General features: G+C 38.0%; 15 protein-coding genes and 1 riboswitch. Of the genes, 13 read left to right on the top strand and 2 right to left on the bottom strand.

Annotated features, from left to right (window positions below):
• Both topA and trmFO read left to right on the top strand, forming a co-directional pair.
• Nucleotides 1-2,250, top strand: a complete 2,250-nt coding sequence (topA, locus tag EO112_RS00705) for a type I DNA topoisomerase (RefSeq protein ID WP_370106285.1) — start codon at nucleotides 1-3, stop codon at nucleotides 2,248-2,250.
• The gene (gene trmFO, locus EO112_RS00700; protein WP_127162462.1) at nucleotides 2,247-3,566 is read left to right on the top strand and encodes a methylenetetrahydrofolate--tRNA-(uracil(54)-C(5))-methyltransferase (FADH(2)-oxidizing) TrmFO; all 1,320 of its coding nucleotides are present in this window, start codon (nucleotides 2,247-2,249) and stop codon (nucleotides 3,564-3,566) included. Before topA ends, trmFO begins: the two co-directional genes overlap by 4 nt.
• Nucleotides 3,567-3,750: 184 nt before the next feature.
• Here trmFO and lgt read toward each other — a convergent pair whose 3' ends face one another.
• A complete protein-coding gene (gene lgt, locus EO112_RS00695; protein ID WP_127162460.1) occupies nucleotides 3,751-4,563 on the bottom strand; it encodes a prolipoprotein diacylglyceryl transferase in 813 nt (270 codons plus the stop codon).
• 139 nt (nucleotides 4,564-4,702) lie between these two features.
• On the opposite strand from lgt, the gene EO112_RS00690 reads away from it, so the two are divergent.
• From EO112_RS00690 to EO112_RS00680, 3 genes are read left to right on the top strand one after another with little or no spacing between them, the layout of a single operon-like run.
• Nucleotides 4,703-6,118 (top strand): glycosyl hydrolase family 18 protein, encoded by a 1,416-nt coding sequence (locus tag EO112_RS00690; protein ID WP_127162458.1) that lies wholly within the window; start codon nucleotides 4,703-4,705, stop codon nucleotides 6,116-6,118.
• Between the two features lie 51 nt (nucleotides 6,119-6,169).
• On the top strand, nucleotides 6,170-8,638 hold the full coding sequence (gene leuS, locus EO112_RS00685) for a leucine--tRNA ligase (protein ID WP_127162456.1): 2,469 nt from the start codon (nucleotides 6,170-6,172) through the stop codon (nucleotides 8,636-8,638).
• A gap of 12 nt (nucleotides 8,639-8,650) precedes the next feature.
• A complete protein-coding gene (locus EO112_RS00680) occupies nucleotides 8,651-9,130 on the top strand; it encodes a dCMP deaminase family protein (protein WP_009354146.1) in 480 nt (159 codons plus the stop codon).
• A gap of 141 nt (nucleotides 9,131-9,271) precedes the next feature.
• Here the strand turns inward: EO112_RS00680 and EO112_RS00675 are convergent, their stop codons facing one another.
• Nucleotides 9,272-9,766, bottom strand: coding sequence for an S-adenosylmethionine decarboxylase family protein (locus EO112_RS00675; RefSeq protein WP_062402869.1), 495 nt, complete (start codon nucleotides 9,764-9,766; stop codon nucleotides 9,272-9,274).
• Between the two features lie 225 nt (nucleotides 9,767-9,991).
• On the opposite strand from EO112_RS00675, the gene EO112_RS00670 reads away from it, so the two are divergent.
• The 8 genes from EO112_RS00670 (at nucleotide 9,992) to EO112_RS00635 (ending at nucleotide 19,933) form a co-directional block, all read left to right on the top strand.
• Nucleotides 9,992-12,808, top strand: a complete 2,817-nt coding sequence (locus EO112_RS00670) for an FAD-binding and (Fe-S)-binding domain-containing protein (RefSeq protein WP_127162454.1) — start codon at nucleotides 9,992-9,994, stop codon at nucleotides 12,806-12,808.
• A 133-nt stretch (nucleotides 12,809-12,941) separates the two neighbouring features.
• Nucleotides 12,942-13,072, top strand: a riboswitch (FMN riboswitch).
• A gap of 95 nt (nucleotides 13,073-13,167) precedes the next feature.
• Nucleotides 13,168-14,298: a bifunctional diaminohydroxyphosphoribosylaminopyrimidine deaminase/5-amino-6-(5-phosphoribosylamino)uracil reductase RibD gene (gene ribD, locus EO112_RS00665; protein WP_164723929.1), complete on the top strand. Its 1,131-nt coding sequence runs from the start codon at nucleotides 13,168-13,170 to the stop codon at nucleotides 14,296-14,298.
• Nucleotides 14,279-14,932, top strand: a complete 654-nt coding sequence (locus EO112_RS00660; RefSeq protein WP_127162449.1) for a riboflavin synthase — start codon at nucleotides 14,279-14,281, stop codon at nucleotides 14,930-14,932. The genes ribD and EO112_RS00660 overlap by 20 nt, the downstream gene beginning before the upstream one ends.
• 14 nt (nucleotides 14,933-14,946) lie before the next feature.
• A complete protein-coding gene (locus EO112_RS00655) occupies nucleotides 14,947-16,143 on the top strand; it encodes a bifunctional 3,4-dihydroxy-2-butanone-4-phosphate synthase/GTP cyclohydrolase II (protein ID WP_127162447.1) in 1,197 nt (398 codons plus the stop codon).
• 70 nt (nucleotides 16,144-16,213) lie between these two features.
• A complete protein-coding gene (ribE, locus tag EO112_RS00650) occupies nucleotides 16,214-16,678 on the top strand; it encodes a 6,7-dimethyl-8-ribityllumazine synthase (protein WP_127162445.1) in 465 nt (154 codons plus the stop codon).
• Between the two features lie 14 nt (nucleotides 16,679-16,692).
• Entirely contained in the window at nucleotides 16,693-17,565 is an 873-nt protein-coding gene (gene hslO, locus EO112_RS00645) for an Hsp33 family molecular chaperone HslO (protein WP_009353508.1), read from the top strand.
• A gap of 28 nt (nucleotides 17,566-17,593) precedes the next feature.
• Complete coding sequence (gene mtnA, locus EO112_RS00640) at nucleotides 17,594-18,646, top strand: S-methyl-5-thioribose-1-phosphate isomerase (RefSeq protein ID WP_126940272.1); 1,053 nt, start codon at nucleotides 17,594-17,596, stop codon at nucleotides 18,644-18,646.
• Nucleotides 18,647-18,655: 9 nt separating this feature from the next.
• Complete coding sequence (locus EO112_RS00635) at nucleotides 18,656-19,933, top strand: amidohydrolase (protein WP_127162443.1); 1,278 nt, start codon at nucleotides 18,656-18,658, stop codon at nucleotides 19,931-19,933.
• Nucleotides 19,934-20,186 lie beyond the last annotated feature (253 nt).

The following is a 20,186-nucleotide window of genomic DNA, read 5'->3' as shown; positions in this document are numbered from 1 at the left end:
TTGGCCATTACTAGATCCTTCGTTACAGGGGAGAAGAAAAAAGACAAAGATACAAAAGAAGCTGTCAAATCAAGCGCCAAAGCACCAGAGTCTAGACCTTTGGTCATGCGTCCGGAACCGATTGAAATAGAGCATAAACGGACTTTCAAAAAAGATGGAAAAACATTAATCATAGTGGAATCACCAGCAAAGTCAAAGACTATTGAAAAATTTTTAGGTGATGATTATGTGGTAAAAGCTAGCATGGGCCATTTAAGGGATTTACCTAAAATGCAAATGGGTGTATCTATTACTAATGGTTTTTTACCTAGATATTTGAATGTACCAGGTAGAAAGGCTGTTATTGAAGATTTGCGCAAAGAAGCAGATAAGGCGAAGGCTGTGTATCTGGCAACTGACCCTGACCGTGAAGGAGAAGCCATCTCTTGGCATTTAGCACATATTTTAAATATAGATGGTACTACACCATGTCGAGTGACTTTCAATGAGATTACCAAGCATGCTATTCAAGAGGCGATGGCAACACCTAGACCGATTGATATGCATATGGTGGATGCTCAACAGGCTCGTCGTGTGTTGGACCGTATTGTTGGCTATAAATTGAGTCCCTTGTTGTGGAAAAAGATTTGCAAAGGACTTAGTGCCGGACGTGTTCAATCTGTAGCGGTACGCATTATCTGCGATCGGGAACGAGAAATCCAAGCATTTATTCCAGAAGAATACTGGACTATCGAAGGTGTGTATCAAACAGCTAAGAATGAACAATTTGATGTGGTAGTGACACACAAAGGTGATGAAAAGCTAACGATTTCTAATGAGATAGAAAGTAATGAAGTGTTACGTGTTATTCGTGACCGTGAAGGTGTAGTTAGTTCTGTACAATCAAAACAACGTAGTCGCAAAGCACCAGCTCCATTTACGACGTCGACGATGCAACAAGAAGGTGTACGCAAGCTGAATATGAATGCAAAACGCATTATGTCTGCAGCACAACATTTATATGAAGGTAAAGAAATTGGGGGCTATGGTCATGTAGGTTTAATTACCTATATGCGTACAGATTCCACTCGGGTATCAAAGGAAATGCAAGAAGCGGCTAAAGCCTATATTCTCAAGACCTTTGGGAAGGAGTTTTATCCGAGTAAACCAAATGTATTTGGAGCGAAGGCGAATGCTCAAGATGCGCATGAAGCGATTCGTCCTACCATGTTGGAATTACCACCTAAAGCGGTAGCGTCCTATCTATCTAGTGATGAGTTAAAATTATATACCTTGATTTGGAATCGATTTTTAGCGAGTCAAATGGCTCCACAGAAAAGTGAAACTATAACTATGCAATTTCATGTAGATGAGTATACATTGAAGGCTTCAGGGAATCGTGTATTATTTAAAGGTTTTACAGAAGTCTATGAAGACGCTAAAAAAGAGGATGACCATATACTGCCAGCCCTAGAGGAAGGGCAAGCTATTATGCCTATCTCTATGGATGGTATACAGCATTTTACGCAACCTCCAAGCCGTTATTCTGAGGCAGGTCTTATCAAAGTATTAGAAGAACAGGGAATTGGTCGGCCAAGTACGTATGCAGCTACTATTGATACGATCTTAAAACGGAATTATGTGGAGCGTAAGGATAAACAATTTATTCCTACTGATTTAGGATTTGCCGTGGTGGAATTTTTAACAACTCATTTTGAAAAGTTCATTAATACGAAATTTACTGCCTCTATGGAGGAAGATTTAGACCATATTGCACAAGGGACTAACTTCTACGAAGCTGTTATCCATTCATTTTATGATAGTTTTGAGAAGGAATTATACACAGCTGAATCGGCTGAGAAGATAGAACTGGAGGCAGAAAAGAGTGGTATCCTTTGTGAAAAATGTGGACATGATATGGTCTATAAACTAGGACCTTATGGTAAATATTTAGCATGTTCTAACTTTCCAGATTGTCGAAATATTAAGTCCATTACAGTTAGCACGGGAGTGACATGTCCTAAATGTAAATCTCATGAGATTTTAGAACGTAAATCCAAGAGAGGTCGTGTTTTTTATGGTTGTGAAGGGTATCCATCTTGTGATTTTACAATGTGGGATAAACCTATTGATAAAACTTGTCCCGTTTGTGGTAGCTTAATGGCTGAAAAAGTATATAAAAATGGAAATAAAAAAGAGTTTTGTTCCAATCCTGACTGTGAAACAAGGCCAAAACGTAAACCTAGAACAAAGAAAGAAGATAAAGAATGAAAGATTTTGTAACTATTATTGGAGCTGGTCTTGCTGGCTCTGAGGCAGCCTATCAACTGGCTAAGCGTGGTATCCCTGTGCACTTATATGAAATGCGTCCCAAAGTGTCTTCACCGGCTCATCATACAGATCAATTTGCAGAGTTAGTATGCTCTAACTCTTTGCGTTCGAATACGATAGAAAATGCAGTGGGTCTTTTGAAAGAAGAAATGCGTCGTTTAGACTCTTTAATCATGGAATCTGCTGATGCTACTCAAGTTCCAGCAGGTGGTGCCTTGGCCGTAGATCGTCATGCTTTTAGCAAAAGGGTCACAGAACGTATTAAAGAACACCCTTTAATCACAGTGATTCATGAAGAAGTGACAGAGATTCCAGAAGAAGGTATTGTTATTTTTGCAAGTGGTCCACTCACATCAGAAGCGTTAGGAACTAAGATTAAAGAGTTAACTGGTTCTAAAGATTTTTATTTCTATGATGCAGCAGCGCCGATTGTAACAGCAGAGTCTTTGAATTACGATAAAGTATTTGCAGCCTCACGGTATGATAAAGGGGATGCAGATTATTTAAACTGCCCTATGACGAAAGAAGAATATGATGTTTTCTATGAAGCATTAACTACAGCCGATGTAGTACAACCAAAAGATTTTGAAAAAGAAATCTATTTTGAAGGATGTATGCCGGTAGAAATTATGGCATCTCGAGGAGTAGATACATTGCGTTATGGACCTTTGAAACCGGTTGGCCTTGTAGATCCACGGAACAATATTGAGTGGCATGCAGTAGTGCAGTTGCGCAAGGAAAATAAAGAAGCTACTATGTACAACTTAGTAGGCTTTCAAACGCATTTAAAATGGGGTGAACAAAAGCGAGTATTCCAAATGATTCCAGGGTTAGAGAATGCTGAATTTATTCGCTATGGTGTCATGCATCGTAACACATATATTAACTCTCCAGAACTATTGAACCAAGCGTTCCAACTACAATCTAATGCACGATTGTTTTTTGCTGGTCAAATGACAGGTGTGGAAGGGTATCTAGAATCAGCAGCTGCAGGTATGATGGTAGCTATCCAAGTGGCGCGTATGTTGCATGGCAAAGAATTTGTTACATTCCCTAAAACAACGGCTCTTGGTGGGTTAAGCCATTATATCAGTGCCTATGAAGGTTCTAATTTCCAACCAATGAATGTCAATTTCGGTATCATGGAACCTTGGGGAGCTAAAGTACGTAAGAAAAAAGAAAAAAATGCATTAATTGCGCAACGTGCATTAGAAGAATTAGAGGCATTAATTGTAGCAGAAGAGTTACTGTCTTAATGAATAGTTTTGTACTTGATAGATATAGTGCTTTACATATTCAAAGGCAAGAGAATTTTGCAATATTTAAAATTTTATAGATAAGAAAAAGAGGAAAGGATTTGCTATGTGCAATCCTTTCCTCTTTATATTTATTATTATTTTGATTTTATAGGCATCACTTTGTGTTGAAACTAATGAATCATTATTTTCCTTTTTTGCCTTTCCCTATAGGGAATACATGTGTATCCGTTGTTCCTTTATAATGAAGGTATAGCCAGATGCCAAAGGACACAGCCATGACAATTAAGCTTGTAACTTGCGCAGATTTAAAGCCTAATGTTAGGTTTACATAATCTCCACGTAGGAATTCTAAGAAGAATCGCAAGGCAGAGTACAAGAATGCATATAAACAGAAAATTTGCCCTTTTTTATGAGGGAACACGTTAGCCAATAGTAAGATAACAAACAAAATAATATCTACTTGACCTTCCCATATTTCAGCAGGCCATAATGGTTGATTACCATAAGTGCGGTATGCCAAGGTAGTTTCTGGATAGAGAATACCGAAGTTTCCCCCAGTAGGGTGACCAAAGGCATCACCATTCATGACATTCGCCATACGTCCCACAGATTGACCTACCATAAGGGCTGGTGCAAATAAATCAGCAAATGCCCAAGGGTCAACATGTTGTTTTTTTAAATAATAAATTCCAGCAATAGCACCTAACAATACGCCGCCTTGGATAGCCATACCGCCTTGCCATACGTATGGAATTTCCAATAAATGATTGTGATAGTATCCCCAGTCAAAGAAAAACACATCCCATAGTCGAGCACCGATGATACCAGCTATAGCAACAGTAATGGTAAAATCTACCATATATTTTTCCCATCCACGGCCATCTTTTTTCATAATGAAGTATCCTACAATGGCAGCACTAATAATACCTAAAGCGAGAAGTAAACCGTAGGCTCTTATAGGAAAGCCTCCGATAAAAAACAAATACTGATACATAGTACCTCCTAAATATGTTTATGTAATATACTTGTAATATTCCTACCTTTGTAGTGTACCATAAATTTTAGAGAAATAGTATAGTGTTCCCAATATATAGGCTGAATGTGATATAATATAAAGGTTAAAAGGAGCGCTTATGAAACACTTACAATTTATGAAACATATGGTGCTAGGAATATCGGCATTTAGTTTGTTTGCTTCTTATCCAGTAGCAGAGGCAGCAATCCATATTCCCTTTCCAGCACTTTCCAATACAACAATAGCAGTAGAACCTACACAATATGTGGGTCCGATGTTGTATGTCCCAGAAAAGCAAGAAGTTACATTACCTATCACCATGGTATTTGATCCTATAGTATCAGAAACGGCGTATGATAAAAAGTATGTACAGAATGGTACATCAATCATGTCTCCCAGCTGGTTTGAATTGACTACGACTGGTCTAAAAGCTAGTTCTAAGCTATCCCATGACTATGTGAATAGTTATAAGGAAAAAGGCTATCGCATATGGCCTTTGATTACAAACCAATTCGATCCAGATATGACTAGTAAAATCCTTGCTAATGAATCTATGTGGGAACGATATAAACAAGGCCTCATTAATTATGCTACAGAGTATGGTTATGACGGATATAATTTTGATTTTGAAAACATTCATTATAAAGATAAAGCACAGCTAACTAAGTTTGTTGATTTTTTGGCAAAAGGGTTACGAACGTATAATCTATATACATCAATAGATGTAACGGGTTATTCTAATAGTGAAAACTGGTCTTTAGTGTATGATCGTAAAGCGTATGCTGATGCAGTAGATTATGTGGTACTTATGGCGTACGATGAAACTTGGGCATCTAGTGATATAGCTGGACCAGTAGCTTCCTATCCATGGGTTAGAAAGCATACAGAGCAAATGCTTTCTGAAGTACCAGCATCAAAACTTGTACTGGGTATTCCATTCTATATGCGTGAGTGGTCTGTACCAGTGAAAGGTTCTTGGGAAGGAAAAGCAAAAAGTAAAACACTAGCCATGTCCAAAGCGTTGGACTTAGAACGTGAATACAGAGATGTGATGCGCTGGGATGAGCGATTAAAAGGTAATTATTTGACGTTAACAAAGAAAAATGATGTCTATGGTATATATGATGAAAAGAAACCATATGAGGGGACACTGACTAAAATTTGGTTTGAAGATCCACAGTCCTTAAGCTATAAAGTGGGTCTTGTAAAAGAATTACAACTTGCAGGAGTCGCGGCTTGGCGTAAAGGTTTTGAAGCTAGTGATGTATGGCCGGTACTGAGTTTTGCTCTAGATGGTGCTAATACAAATAGTACTGAAAAGGAGAAAGCAATTTCAGACAAAAAAGATCATAAAAAAGAACTAAAAAAACAAGAGAAAAAGAAAAAATCTAAACATACAGATACTTCAGAAGTGACAAAGATTTCTAAAGACGGTAAAGAAATTGTGTTAAAGTTTAAGAAACCTCATAAACACTCTGATGAAACAGGTGTTGTAAAGGTTACAAAAGAAAAAAAGTCTTTGCCTAAAGACTAAGATTTGGAGTATACTTAGGAGTATTAATACATACAATTGAGGAGGCATAGCATGTACGAAAAATACGTGGCACAAGACATTGAAAAAAAATGGCAAACATATTGGGAAAAGTCTGGGGTATTTAAAACAGAGTATGACCCAAGTAAAGAAAAATATTATGTGTTAGAAATGTTCCCATACCCATCTGGTAACTTACATATGGGACATGTGCGTAACTATTCGATTGGTGATGTAGTGGCACGTTTCAAAAAAATGCGTGGATTTAATGTATTACATCCAATGGGGTGGGATGCATTTGGTATGCCTGCAGAAAATGCAGCTATTAAAAATGGTGTATCTCCTAAAGATTGGACATTAGATAATATTGCCAACATGACACGTCAGCAAAAAGAGTTGGGTTTATCCTATGATTGGGGCCGTGAAGTTGCGACTTGTAAAGAAGATTACTATCGTTGGACACAATGGATATTCCAACAATTTTATAAAAAAGGCTTGGCCTATAAAAAAGAAGCAAAAGTAAACTGGTGTGAACATGACCATACAGTATTGGCTAACGAACAAGTTATTGATGGCAAATGCTGGCGCTGTGATAATGATGTAGTGAAAAAAGACTTAAAACAATGGTTCTTTAAAATTACAGACTATGCAGATCGTTTGCTAGACGATTTAGATACATTGGACCAATGGCCTGACCGTGTAAAAGCGATGCAACGTAACTGGATCGGTCGCAGTGAAGGTACACAATTTGCTTTTTATGTTCCTAAAATTGATAAATCCTTTGAAGTCTATACTACTCGTGTAGATACTTTATTTGGCGTATCTTATGTAGTATTAGCTCCAGAACATCCATATGTAAAAGAATTGATTCAGGATGCTTCTAATAAAGTAGAGCTAGAGGCGTTCATTGAAACATTGCGTAACCAAAGTGATATTGAACGTACTTCTACAGAGGCAGAGAAAGTAGGTATGTTTACTGGTTCTTATGCGACACATCCTATAACAGGTAAAGAAGTGCCTATTTGGATTGCTAACTATGTACTAGCGGATTATGGTACAGGCGCTGTTATGGGTGTTCCAGCTCATGATGAAAGAGACTATGCCTTTGCAAAAAAATATGATTTACCTGTGAATTGGGTTATCCAAAATACAGAACAAAATTTGGATTTTGCTTCCTTAGATACAGCATTCACTGAAGATGGTATATTGGTGAACTCTGGCGAATTTAGTGGTAAAACTTCTGAAGAAGCACGTCAAGCATTAGGTGATTACTTCACTGAACAAGGTACAGGTCGTAAAACTGTAAACTTCCGTCTTCGTGACTGGTTGATTTCTCGCCAACGCTATTGGGGTTGTCCAATTCCAGTTGTATACTGCGATAAATGTGGAGAACAATTAGTCCCAGAAGATCAATTGCCTGTAAAACTTCCAGAAGATGTATCCTTTGACGGCGGTGCTATCTCTCCATTAGCCACATCTGAAAACTTTCTAAACACAACATGCCCTTGCTGCGGTGGTCCTGCTCGACGTGAAATTGATACCATGGATACTTTTATTGATTCTTCTTGGTATTTCTTACGTTATGCAGATGCTCGTAATGACAAAGAAGTGTTTAATAAAGAAATCGCGAAATACTGGATGAACGTAGACCAATACATTGGTGGCATTGAACATGCGATTTTGCACTTATTATATGCACGTTTCTTTGTGAAAGTATTACATGACATTGGCTTAGTCGAAGTGGATGAACCGTTTAAAGCCTTATTAACACAAGGCATGGTATTAAAAGAAGGTTCTAAAATGTCTAAATCTAAAGGCAATGTAGTATCTCCAGAAGAAATCATTGCCAAATACGGTGCAGATACAGCTCGTTTATTCATCTTATTCGCAGCACCAGTAGATCGTGATTTGGATTGGAGCGACCAAGGGGTAGAAGGTTCCTATCGTTTCTTAGGTCGTGTATGGCGTATTATCGATACATACCAACAATTAGGTGCATCTGGACATCATGATAGCTTATCCAAAGATGAAACAGCATTACGCCGTGAATTACATCGTGCTATCAAAAAAGTAACAGAAGACTTAGATGGTAAATTCAATTTTAACACTGCCATCAGTACTGTTATGGAGTTGGTAAATGCTATGTACCAATTTAAAGATAGCCATGAATCTGTGCAAAGTGATTTAGCAAAAGAACTAGTTGAAAAGTTAACATTATTGCTAGCACCATTTGTACCGCATATTACTGAAGAAATCTGGCATGAATGTGGATTTGAAGGCTCCGTACATGCTGCATCTTGGCCTACTTATGAAGAATCTGCTCTAGTGGTAGATGAGGTAGAAGTGGCAGTTCAAGTGAATGGTAAAGTGCGTGATAAATTGACAGTATCTGTTTCATTATCCAAAGAAGAATTAGAAGCAGCTGCGAAAGCATTACCACGTGTACAAGAGTTTACAGAGGGTAAAACTGTTGTGAAAGTGATTGTAGTGCCTAAAAAATTAATTAATATTGTAGTCAAATAAAACGAGGTTCCTATGGAAAAACGTAAGGACTATATTAGCTGGGATGAATATTTTATGGGTGTTGCTATGTTAGCAGGGCAACGCTCCAAAGATCCCAATACACAAGTAGGGGCTTGTATTGTGAGCGATGATAATAAAATTTTATCTATCGGTTATAATGGTATGCCCTTAGGTTGTGATGATGATGATTTCTCTTGGAATCGTAATCGAGAAGAAGATAATAAATATTTTTATATCGTTCATAGTGAACTGAATGCGATTTTAAATTATCGTGGTGGTTCACTAGAAGGAAGTAAAATATATGTCACTTTATTTCCTTGTAATGAATGTGCAAAAGCCATCATTCAAAGTGGTATTAAAGAAGTTATCTATTGGCGCGATGATTACAAAGATACACGAGAAGTACAAGCGTCTAAACGATTGTTTCAAACTGCGGGCGTAACGATTACGGCATATGAACCAAGCGGTAGACAATTATCGTTGCAACTATAATTGAATAGACTACATATGTATATAATAAGGCTGAACTTGAGGATATATTCCTAGGTTCAGCCTTTTATGTGTGTTTAGTATAATATCGAACAAAATAACGGCTAGTTTCCATTAAGGGCTAGCCGTTTGTATGTTCGATATTTATTTGTTGTTGCCCATTACTTTTTTGATGGCTTTTACACTTTTAGAAGTAATATTTTTGCCAGTCTTTGTCAGCCGTGTACGAGTTCGTGTGACTCTACCCATAGCAGTTAGAGAAGACTGTTTACGAGGCTTCATGTCTCTTTCATTACCAAAGTCACCACGACGGATGCTAGTAGCCTTTACTTTTTCAGAACCCACAGATCGTTGTAATTCTTTCATAATTACTTTTGGTTCTACAGATTTTTCAAATGTATATACATCTGCTGCTACATAGCCTAATTGTGGATATGCATGAAGAATTACATGGCAGTGATGGGATACGGCTACCAAGAAGATTTCATCTTCTAAAATTTGGCAATCGATTTCCTCAACACATTGATTTGTAATTGCTAAGGCATTCACAATAGCATCTTGTAAGACAGCAGGAGATTCTATTTTTTCATCAATACATGAATATAAATCAATTAAAACGTGTTCACCTAAAACGTGCATGTTTTCACCTACTTTCATTCATAGTCTATTATATAAAAAATTTTTGATTTTGTAAATTTGTTATACTTTTTTGTAATAGTTATGATTATAAAAATTAATTATAGAATTTACGAAACTCTACTCCTATGGTAAGCTATAGGTAAGACATAGAGAGCTATGCCCCTTTGAACGAGTCGTTCAAATTTATAAATCATACTACATATAGTAATGCTAGGAGGTCCTATTATGAAAGCACCGTTACGTTACGATTTTGCTTCTTTTTCTACGGAAGCACAGGCCGTATGCCCTGATCGAGTATTTACAGATTTTTTACACCGCTATGCTTATGGTGTAGATGCTTCTTGTTATTCCTATGTACCACAAGTAGTGGTGAAAGCTAATCATGAAGCTGAAGTCATTCGTATTTTGGAATTGGCGAATCAATATGGTACACCAGTTACTTTTAGAGCTGCAGGCACATCTTTATCTGGTCAAGCTTCTAGTGAACATGTATTAGTGGTGGCTAATGATGGCTTTAAACGAATGGAAGTATTAGATGGGGGCAAAGCACTGCGTTGTGATTGCGGAGTTATTGGTTCCGATGCTAATGAAAAATTAGTTCCTTATGGACGTAAAATTGGCCCAGATCCAGCTACCATTGCTAGTGCTTTGGTAGGGGGTATTTTTAACAATAACTCCTCAGGTATGTGCTGCGGTACTGTAGAAAACTCTTATCAAACAGTAAAATCTGTTCGTGTTGTATTGGTGGATGGTACGATTTTAGATACTAGTGATCCAACTAGTGTACAAGCTTTCATGACCTCTCGTGCAGACCTTGTAAAAGGCTTATTAGACCTTCGTCAATGGATTTTTGATGATCCTGAATTAGTAGAATTAATCCAACGTAAATTTAAAATTAAAAACACTACAGGCTATTCCATTAATACCTTAGTTGACTTTGAAGATATTGTAGATATTTTAAATCATATTTTTATTGGTTCTGAAGGTACCTTAGGGTTCGTATCAGAAGTGGTATATAACACAGTAGAAGATAAGAAATTCAAGGCTTGTGGTCTTGTATTCTATAAAGAGCTATCCGATGCGTCTCGCGCAGTTGTAACCTTAGCGAATATGGGGCGTCAATATGTAGTATCTGCGGAAATGATGGACTACCTCAGTCTTAAGAGTGTACAAAAGTTAGAACAAGTACCGGACTTTGTACGTGGAGTGCCAGAGGGTACTAGCTGTATTCTATTCCAGTCTGAAAGTAATAATGAGCAAGAATTAGAAGAACAAGTGGAATATATTAAAGAACAATTAAAAGATATTCCAACTATCATTCCTAGCTTATACTCTACGGATCCAGAAGAATATAATTCTTGGTGGTATATCCGTAAAGGATTGTTGCCAATTGCAGCAGGACAACGCAAATCTGGTTCTACGGTAATTACAGAAGATGTATGTTTTAAAATTGAAGATTTTGTTAAAGGCATCGGTATCATTACAGAGTTATTCCGTAAATATGATTTTATGGATAATGGTATTATCTTTGGCCATGCCTTAAGTGGCAATGTTCATTTTATCATTACTCCAGACTTGAATGATCCAAGAGAACGTGATAATTTTAGTGGACTTGTGAAAGAAATGGCAGAACAAGTAGCAGCTGTAGAAGGTAGTATTAAAGCAGAGCATGGTACAGGTCGTATGGTAGCGCCATTCGTTGAATTAGAGTGGGGTGTGAAAGCTTACCAAGTTAACCGTCGTATCAAAGAATTATTTGATCCTAATTACTTAATCAATCCAGATGTTATCATTACAGATGATCCAGATGTATATAAAAAGAACTTGAAAGCGATGGCGGCTATTGATCCATTGTTTAATATGTGTATTGAATGTGGTTTCTGTGAAAAGAACTGTCCATCTAAAAACTTAACATTAACACCACGTCAACGTATTTCCTTGGTACGTGAAGAAACACGTCTTCGTCAAGAAGGTAAACATGCAGAAGCAGATGCATTATCTGAAGGTTATCAATACTATGGTGTAGATACATGCGCAGCATGTTCTATGTGTTCCATGTTATGTCCATTAGGCATTGATACAGCGCAAATTGCATTATCTGTTCGTAAAGTAACAGCAAAAGGTCATGGTATTGCAGAAGCGATTTATGACAATTTCCCAGCTACCTTGGCAGCAGCTCGCATGGGGGTTACCTTAGGTGGTGCAGCAGGTAAAGTGATTACCAATAAGTTAATCTCTAAAATCACAAAAGGGGCTCACGAACTAACAGGTGTGACACCATATGCACCAACTACATTGCCAAAAGCTAACCGCCATACCTTGAAAAATCAACGTAACACAGTAGGCAATGATAATGTTGTGTATTTCAGTACTTGTGCAAATCGTGCTTTCAAACCAAATCAAGGTCAAAAAGATACTCGTAGCTTGCAACAAGTGATGGAAAACTTATGTAAAAAAGCAGGTTATAATGTCATTTATCCACGTCATATTGAAAACTTATGTTGTGGTTTGAGCTTTGAAAACTATGAAGACATTGATAAACGTGCATTACGCGATTTAGAAATTGCTTTATTAGAAGCAAGCTGTGGTGGTGTATATCCAGTTGTGATTGACCATTCTGCATGTTTCTCCCATGCTTTCAAACATATTAAATCTGTAACAATCCTTGATGTATCTGAGTTCTTATACACACATATTGTTCCTAAATTAGATATTGTGAAGTGTAAAGAGCGTGTTATTGTTCACAAACAATGTAAAATCAAAAAAGCTGGCAAAGAAAAATACATTGAACTGCTTGCACGTGCATGTACTGATGAAGTATTCAATATTAAATCCTTTGCATGTTGTGGTTTCGCAGGGCAAAAAGGTTTCTTTACACCAGAATTGAACCATTCCGCTACACGGGATTTAGGAGATGAAGTGAAAGAGTACGGGGCTACATTAGGAGTAAGCTCTAGCTCCACATGTGAAATCGGCTTAGGCGAACGTGCAGGTATTCCATTCATCGGTATTGCTTACCTATTAGATGCATGTTCTAAATAACTGTGTAATACATTCATACAACATGAAAAGAAAAGCAGCCCCTTTAGGGCTGTTTTTCTTATTACATTGCTATAGTAAGCAATTTATGATACAATAAAGTCATCTTATAAAGATAAGAACTAAAATCAAATAAAGAAGTCTTTGAGGCAAGGTGCGAGGGGAACCTCAATTCCTGACCGGCGGTATAATAGTCCGCAAGCTCTTGAGAGCAGATCCGGTGATATTCCGGAACCGACAGTAAAGTCTGGATGGGAAAAGACAGTATATTGATAGCTATTGTGTATGTTATCAAATATTTGGAATGCTAAAGGGACTATGTATATAGTCCCTTTTTTGTGTAGAGGTGAGCCATGACACATATGACAACTGATGAAAAATATATGGCAAAAGCGATTGAATTAGCAGAAAAAGCAAGAGGATGTACATCTCCAAATCCAATGGTAGGAGCTCTCATTGTAAAAGATGGGCGCATCATTGGTGAAGGATATCATCAAAAAGCCGGCGAGCCTCATGCAGAGGTGTATGCATTACATCAAGCTGGTATGGATGCTAGAGGAGCTACCTTATATGTGACACTAGAACCGTGCTCACATTATGGAAAAACACCGCCATGTGCTAAGCGCGTAATAGCTGCAGGTATCTCTAGGGTTGCCATTGGTATGATTGACCCTAATCCATTAGTAGCGGGTAAAGGCCTAGCTATGCTACAAGAAGCGGGCATAGAAGTGGAGATTGGCGTTTTAGAACGGCAATGTGTGGAAATGAATGAAGCTTTTATTACATACATTAAAACGGGTAAGCCTTTCGTGATTTTAAAATCTGCCATGTCCATAGATGGAAAGATTGCTACTGCCAGTGGTGAATCAAAATGGATTACCAACGAAGAAGCAAGGCTCGATGGTCATCGTATTCGTAAAGAAGTAGATGCTATGTTAGTAGGGGTAGGTACGATTATAGCGGATGACCCATTACTAAGTTGTCGTCTTCCACAAGAAACCGTAGAAAATCAACCGCATTTATACATTCTAGACTCTCAAGGTAGAACTCCACTAGATGCAACCATTTGGACAGTACCCAATCGCAATATAACAATATTTGTTGGCGAAGAGTGTGGGCTAGAACAAATGGGAGCTTTCAGTGATAAGGGAGCAGAAGTTATTGTGACGCCATCCAATGAAAGAGGTTTAGACATTTCCTTTATTTTGGAAGAACTAGGTGCTCGTCAATGTATGAGTTTACTCATTGAAGGTGGAAGCCAAGTGGTGGCTAGTTTTGTAGAAACTAAATCTTTTGATAAATTGGTAACCTACATTGGGAATCGTATTATTGGAGGTATTGGAGCTACACCAGCTGTGGGTGGTTTAGGCTTTTCTAGTTTAGATGAAGCAGTACAGCTAGATATTGATGAAGTGATGGCTGTTGGTGATAATATGAAAATAATTAGTTATCGAAGAGGAAGAGAAGGCGTTTATGTTTACGGGGATCATTGAAGAAATAGGGACCATACAGAGTGTAAAACGTTCCCAAAGCTCGCTTACCCTTGAAATTGCAGGAACTATCATTTTCGATGATTTAAGAATTGGTGATTCCGTAGCGGTCAATGGTGTATGCTTAACAGCCACGAACATAGGAGCCCAAAGATTTACAGCAGATGTGATGCCAGAGTCAGTTAAAATGACATCATTAATAAATCTTTCAGCAGGAAGTAAGGTAAATTTAGAACGAGCTATGGCTGCCAACGGTCGTTTCGGTGGCCACGTAGTGGCAGGGCATGTGGACGGTCAAGGCAAGATTATCGGTAAAGATCATGTGGGTAATTCCATTGTGTTTCGTATTGCTGCCGATGATGCTATTCTACACTATGTTATATACAAAGGGTCTATCACTGTGGATGGAGCTAGCTTGACTGTTTCCAAGGTGGGAACTGGTTGGTTTGAAATTTCTATTATACCTCATACGATTGGAAACACTATTTTGCAATATGCTACTATTGGTACTACAGTGAACTTAGAAACAGATATTTTTGGCCGTTATATTGAGCATTTTATAAAAGAAACTCATCTGGAGTCTACTAATACTAGTACAGTGACGATGGATACTTTAGTGCGCAACGGCTTTTTATAGAAAGGATGATATTTATGTCCTATACATTAAACTCTATTGAAGAAGTAATTGAAGACTTAAAAGCAGGAAAGCCTGTGATTATTGTAGATGATGAAAGTCGTGAAAACGAAGGTGATTTAGTTTTGGCTGCTGAATTTGCTACTCGTGAAAGCATTAACTTTATCATCAAAGAGGCTCGAGGTTTATTGTGTACACCGATGTTGGAAGGTGATTTGCTACGACTTGGTATTCCTCAAATGGTAGAAAAGAATACGGATAATCATGAAACAGCGTTTACTGTATCAGTAGACCATGTGGATACGACCACAGGTATTTCTCCAGAAGAACGTGCTGTAACGATGCAAAAACTCATTGATCCAAATGCAAAACCAGAAGATTTTAGACGTCCTGGACACGTATTTCCGTTGCGTTACAAAGAAGGTGGAGTATTAGTACGCCAGGGCCATACAGAAGCATCTATTGACCTTTGTAAACTAGCTGGATTATATCCTGCGGCAGCAATTTGTGAAATTACCAATGATGAAGGCTATATGTCACGTATGGATGATTTATTGGCTTTCAGTAAAAAACATAATTTAAAGATTGCTTCTGTAGAAGCTTTAGTGGAATACAGAAAGCGACACGATAAATTAGTAAGCATTGCAGCAGAAACAAAACTACCTACAAAGTTCGGTGATTTCCGCATCATTGTGTTTAAAAATGAAGTAGATCATAAAGAACATCTTATGATTGTAAAAGGTGATGTACGTGGAAAATCTGATGTGTTGATGCGTATTCATTCTGAGTGCTTAACAGGAGATGTATTTGGTTCTCATCGCTGTGACTGTGGGGAACAATTGGAAAATGCATTGCGCTCTATTGAAGAGCAAGGCGAAGGCATCGTTATCTACATGCGCCAAGAAGGGCGTGGTATTGGATTAACGAATAAAATTAAAGCCTATACACTACAAGATCAAGGGTATGATACAGTGGAAGCCAATGTGAAACTAGGATTCCCACCAGATATGCGTGAATATTCCTTAGCGGCACAAATGTTGCGCGAATTAGACGTGAAGAGCGTTAAACTGTTGACGAATAATCCAGAAAAGAAAGAAGATTTAGAACGTTGGGGTATTACAGTATCTAAACGTGTTCCTATTGTGATTAAAGCCAATAGCATTAATGCAAAATATTTGAATACAAAAAAAGAAAAAATGCGCCATATGTTGTAAAAAAGTATGAAACTAGCACCTAGCGATTAGCTCGCTCAGGTCTGAATATGTCTGATAAAAATAGAGGAGAATGACAATGATTCAAGAAGGTAAATTAATAGGCACAGGTAAGAAATTTGCTATTATCGGCTCTCGTTTTAATGAGTTTATTACATCTAAATTGATCAGCGGGGCGAAAGATGCCTTGTTGCGTCATGACGTACAAGACAGTGATATCACTACCATTTGGGTACCAGGTGCTTTTGAAATTCCATTGATTGCACAAAAAGCGGCAAAATCTGGTAAGTATGATGCTGTTATCTGCTTAGGCGCTGTTATCCGTGGTGCTACAACGCATTACGATTATGTATGTAACGAAGTGGCAAAAGGGATTGCTCATGTATCCTTAGAATCCGGTGTCCCTGTTATGTTCGGTGTAGTCACAACGGAAAACATTGAACAAGCTATCGAACGTGCTGGTACAAAAGCTGGTAATAAAGGCTTTGATTGCGCTATGGGTGCTATTGAAATGATCAATCTATTGGAATCTATATAGAAAGAAGGATATCCGTGGATTTTATTAAACGTTATACAACAGCAGAAGGATTGCGGCTATCCATTGCCGTAACTACTGATACAGTAGAAGAGGCGAGAGTTCGCCATGATTTGTGGCCGGTAGCAACAGCTGCCTTAGGTCGTACTATGACTGGGGCTATGCTAATGGCTAGTGATTTTAAAAATGATGAAAATGTAAGTATCCGATTGCGTGGTGATGGACCTTTGGGCATTGTTCATGTGGATGCATTCAGTAATAACACTGTACGAGGATATGTGGACCATCCGCATGTAGATGTACCACTATTGCGAGAAGGAAAGCTTGATGTAGGGGCTGCTGTAGGGCGTAATGGAGAGGTTCAAGTGACTCGGTTTACTAAACTTCGTCAAAACTATACTTCCCAAAGTCCGATTCAAACAGGTGAAGTGGCGGAAGATTTAGCCTATTATCTAGCTATGTCTGAGCAAGTAGGTTCTGTTCTTAGCCTAGGTGTACTAGTGGATCCAGATTACCATACGATTGTAGCAGGTGGTTTTTTAGTACAAGCTTTACCGGATGTAACAAATGATGCATTTGATAAAATTGAAGCAAATTTGAAAACCATTGGACCTGTGACTAATTATTTGAAAGCAAATCCTAATGCGGAACACTTGATGGAACGCATTTTGGATGGATTTACTGTCCAAGAAGTCTATAGTGAGCGTATTCATTTTGCATGTCCTTGTAGTCGAGAACGATTTTTTGATCGATTAGCAAGTTTGCCAATGCATGATAAACAAGAATTAGCCCAAGATGAAGTGACAGAATTAACTTGTCACTACTGTAATGAAAAATATCGCTTTTCTAAGGAAGACATGCAAACCTTATTAATCGAAGAAACACATTAATGCTACTTGTTTCTATGGAGGGACCAGTATGAAAAGTATTGAATGGAATGGATCAGAAGTTATTATCTTAGATCAAACGAAATTACCTGCATCTTTGGAATATGTACGTTGTACTGACTGGCGTCAAGTGGCTGAAGCCATTAAAATGCTTCGTGTGCGCGGGGCCCCTGCTATTGGTGTATCAGCCGCCTATGGATTAATTCTTGCCTTCCGTGAGAGCTATCATCGTGGTGGGGCTAGTGCAGAGATTTTGTCTGAATTTAGAGCTTTTGCGGAAACCTTACGCCAAACTAGACCGACAGCTGTTAATTTAATGTGGGCTATTGATCGAGTATTGCGTATTGTAGATACTTTCACAGGCGATATTGGCGAGTTAGATGCGGTTCTTGTAAAAGAAGCTATCGCTATTGATACTGAAGATGTTGCCTTAAATGAAAGCATGGCAAAACATGGAGCTACATTATTCCAAGATAAAGAAACATATCGTATTTTGACACATTGTAATGCAGGAGCTTTGGCTACAGCAGGGATAGGCACCGCATTAGGAGTAATTCGAGAAGTCCATGCACAAGGTAAATTGGATCGTGTGTATGCAGATGAAACAAGACCGTTATTGCAGGGGTCTCGACTAACTGCTTTTGAACTTCATGAAGATGGTATTCCTGTGACATTACAAACAGATAATATGGCTGGTTATGCTATGCAACAAGGTCTTATTGATGCAGTGATTGTGGGGGCTGACCGTATTACTTTAGAAGGTGATGTGGCCAATAAGATTGGCACATATAGTGTTGCCGTATTAGCCAAACATCATAATATTCCATTTTATGTAGCCGCTCCGTATAGTACATTCGATTTCTCTATGGCAAGTGGTAAGGATATTCCTATTGAAATGCGTAATCCTCAAGAGGTACTGCAATTCCAAGGCGTTCCTTCAGCACCGCAAGGCATTGAAGTATTGAATCCAGCTTTTGATGTAACACCTCATGATTTAGTGACTGCTATTATCACAGAAGAAGGTGTGTTGCGACCTCCGTTTAATGAAAGTATTCGCAATTTACAAGAAAAGAAAAGGAAATAGGAGTTGAACATGGTTGATGTTGTTATCACACATGTAGATGTGTTACAAGAAAATTCAATTGTAAGAGATATTGCCATTGTCATTGAAAATGGATATATTAAAGAATTTGTTTCTAATGATGCTGTACTTCAAGCTAAAGAAGTGATTGATGGTAGAGGTATGCTAGCAGCCCCAGGAATGGTAAATACGCATACTCATATTGCTATGGGCTTATTGCGTAATTACGCAGATGATTTGGAGTTAATGGATTGGTTGCAAACTGCTATTTGGCCAGCAGAAGCTAAATTGAATAATCACTTAGTCTATTGGGGTACTCAATTAGGCATTGCTGAAATGTTCCGTTCTGGTACTACTTGTTTTAGTGATATGTATTTCTTTATGGATCAAACGGCTGAGGCTGTGAAAGAAACAGGTATTCGTGCCGTTTTATCTCGTGGTATGGCTGGTGTAGCGCCTACGGCAGAACAAGCTTTAGTAGAAAGTAAAGAATTATTCCTTAACTATCATGGATATAATCAGCAGCAAATTAAAGTTATGCTAGGTCCTCATGCACCATATACTTGTCCTGATGCGTATTTAGAACGAGTGGTTCAATTAGGTCATGATTTAGGGGCACAAGTTCATATACATTTAAGTGAAACAAAAGGAGAAGTGGAAAATGTTATAAAAGCTACTGGTAAAACTCCTATTGCACATATGAATGACTTGGGTTTATTTGATTTAGGTTGTTTAGCAGCCCATTGTGTGCATGTAACAGATGAAGATATGGATATTATGAAAGAAAAATCTGTTCGCGTAGCTCATAATCCACAATCGAATTTAAAATTAGCCAGTGGTATTGCACCAGTGCCAGAAATGCTTGCTAAAGGAATTGTGGTAGGCTTAGGTACAGATGGTTCTGCTAGTAACAATAATGCAGATATGCTAGAAGAAGTGCGTTTAGCAGCTATGCTACATAAAGCTCGTTTATACGATCCATTGGCAATACCTGCTCAAACGGCTTGGGAGCTTGGTACAGTCATGGGAGCTAAAGCATTAGATTATAATGATTTGGGCATATTACACGTAGGATATCGGGCAGATATTGTATTGTATGATACGTCAGGATTGCATTGGCAACCACGGTATAATGATGTAGCATCCTTAGTGTATGCGGCCAATTCATCAGATGCTACTACCGTTCTTGTGGGTGGTAAAGTAGTGATGAAAGAAAAAGAATTATTGACTATTGATGAAGAAAAGTTGCGTTATGAAATTGCACAAGCACAGGTTGTGTTTCAAGCGTAATGCTACCCATTAGTGTATCCCGGCATAGTAGTATATATAATTCCTATACTGTGATCATGGGTCATAGTAGGGTTCTAATAATATGAAAGTTTAATAGGTATAACCTATATAAGCGAGGTCTTTATGGCCTCGCTTTTAATTGACAAAAATTATCAACTATTATATTATAAAAATAATTGATTTAACAATTTGTAAATTTAAGTAACAAGTGAGCAAGTGCTCAATATATAGTATTCGGATAAGTTCCATTTTC

The organism is Veillonella sp. VA141 (assembly GCF_003992175.1).
Taxonomy (GTDB): Bacteria; Bacillota; Negativicutes; order Veillonellales; family Veillonellaceae; genus F0422.
The sequence above is the reverse complement of the archived record's forward strand: the minus strand, read 5'-3'. Positions and strand labels throughout refer to the sequence as shown.

Excerpts from the sequence above, each read along its gene's own strand:
- trmFO (WP_127162462.1), top strand. The coding sequence starts at position 2,247 with ATGAAAGATTTTGTAACTATTATTGGAGCTGGTCTTGCTGGCTCTGAG.
- lgt (WP_127162460.1), bottom strand. The coding sequence starts at position 4,563 with ATGTATCAGTATTTGTTTTTTATCGGAGGCTTTCCTATAAGAGCCTAC.
- EO112_RS00690 (WP_127162458.1), top strand. The coding sequence starts at position 4,703 with ATGAAACACTTACAATTTATGAAACATATGGTGCTAGGAATATCGGCA.
- leuS (WP_127162456.1), top strand. The coding sequence starts at position 6,170 with ATGTACGAAAAATACGTGGCACAAGACATTGAAAAAAAATGGCAAACA.
- EO112_RS00680 (WP_009354146.1), top strand. The coding sequence starts at position 8,651 with ATGGAAAAACGTAAGGACTATATTAGCTGGGATGAATATTTTATGGGT.
- EO112_RS00675 (WP_062402869.1), bottom strand. The coding sequence starts at position 9,766 with ATGCACGTTTTAGGTGAACACGTTTTAATTGATTTATATTCATGTATT.
- EO112_RS00670 (WP_127162454.1), top strand. The coding sequence starts at position 9,992 with ATGAAAGCACCGTTACGTTACGATTTTGCTTCTTTTTCTACGGAAGCA.
- ribD (WP_164723929.1), top strand. The coding sequence starts at position 13,168 with ATGACAACTGATGAAAAATATATGGCAAAAGCGATTGAATTAGCAGAA.
- EO112_RS00660 (WP_127162449.1), top strand. The coding sequence starts at position 14,279 with ATGTTTACGGGGATCATTGAAGAAATAGGGACCATACAGAGTGTAAAA.
- EO112_RS00655 (WP_127162447.1), top strand. The coding sequence starts at position 14,947 with ATGTCCTATACATTAAACTCTATTGAAGAAGTAATTGAAGACTTAAAA.
- ribE (WP_127162445.1), top strand. The coding sequence starts at position 16,214 with ATGACAATGATTCAAGAAGGTAAATTAATAGGCACAGGTAAGAAATTT.
- mtnA (WP_126940272.1), top strand. The coding sequence starts at position 17,594 with ATGAAAAGTATTGAATGGAATGGATCAGAAGTTATTATCTTAGATCAA.
- EO112_RS00635 (WP_127162443.1), top strand. The coding sequence starts at position 18,656 with ATGGTTGATGTTGTTATCACACATGTAGATGTGTTACAAGAAAATTCA.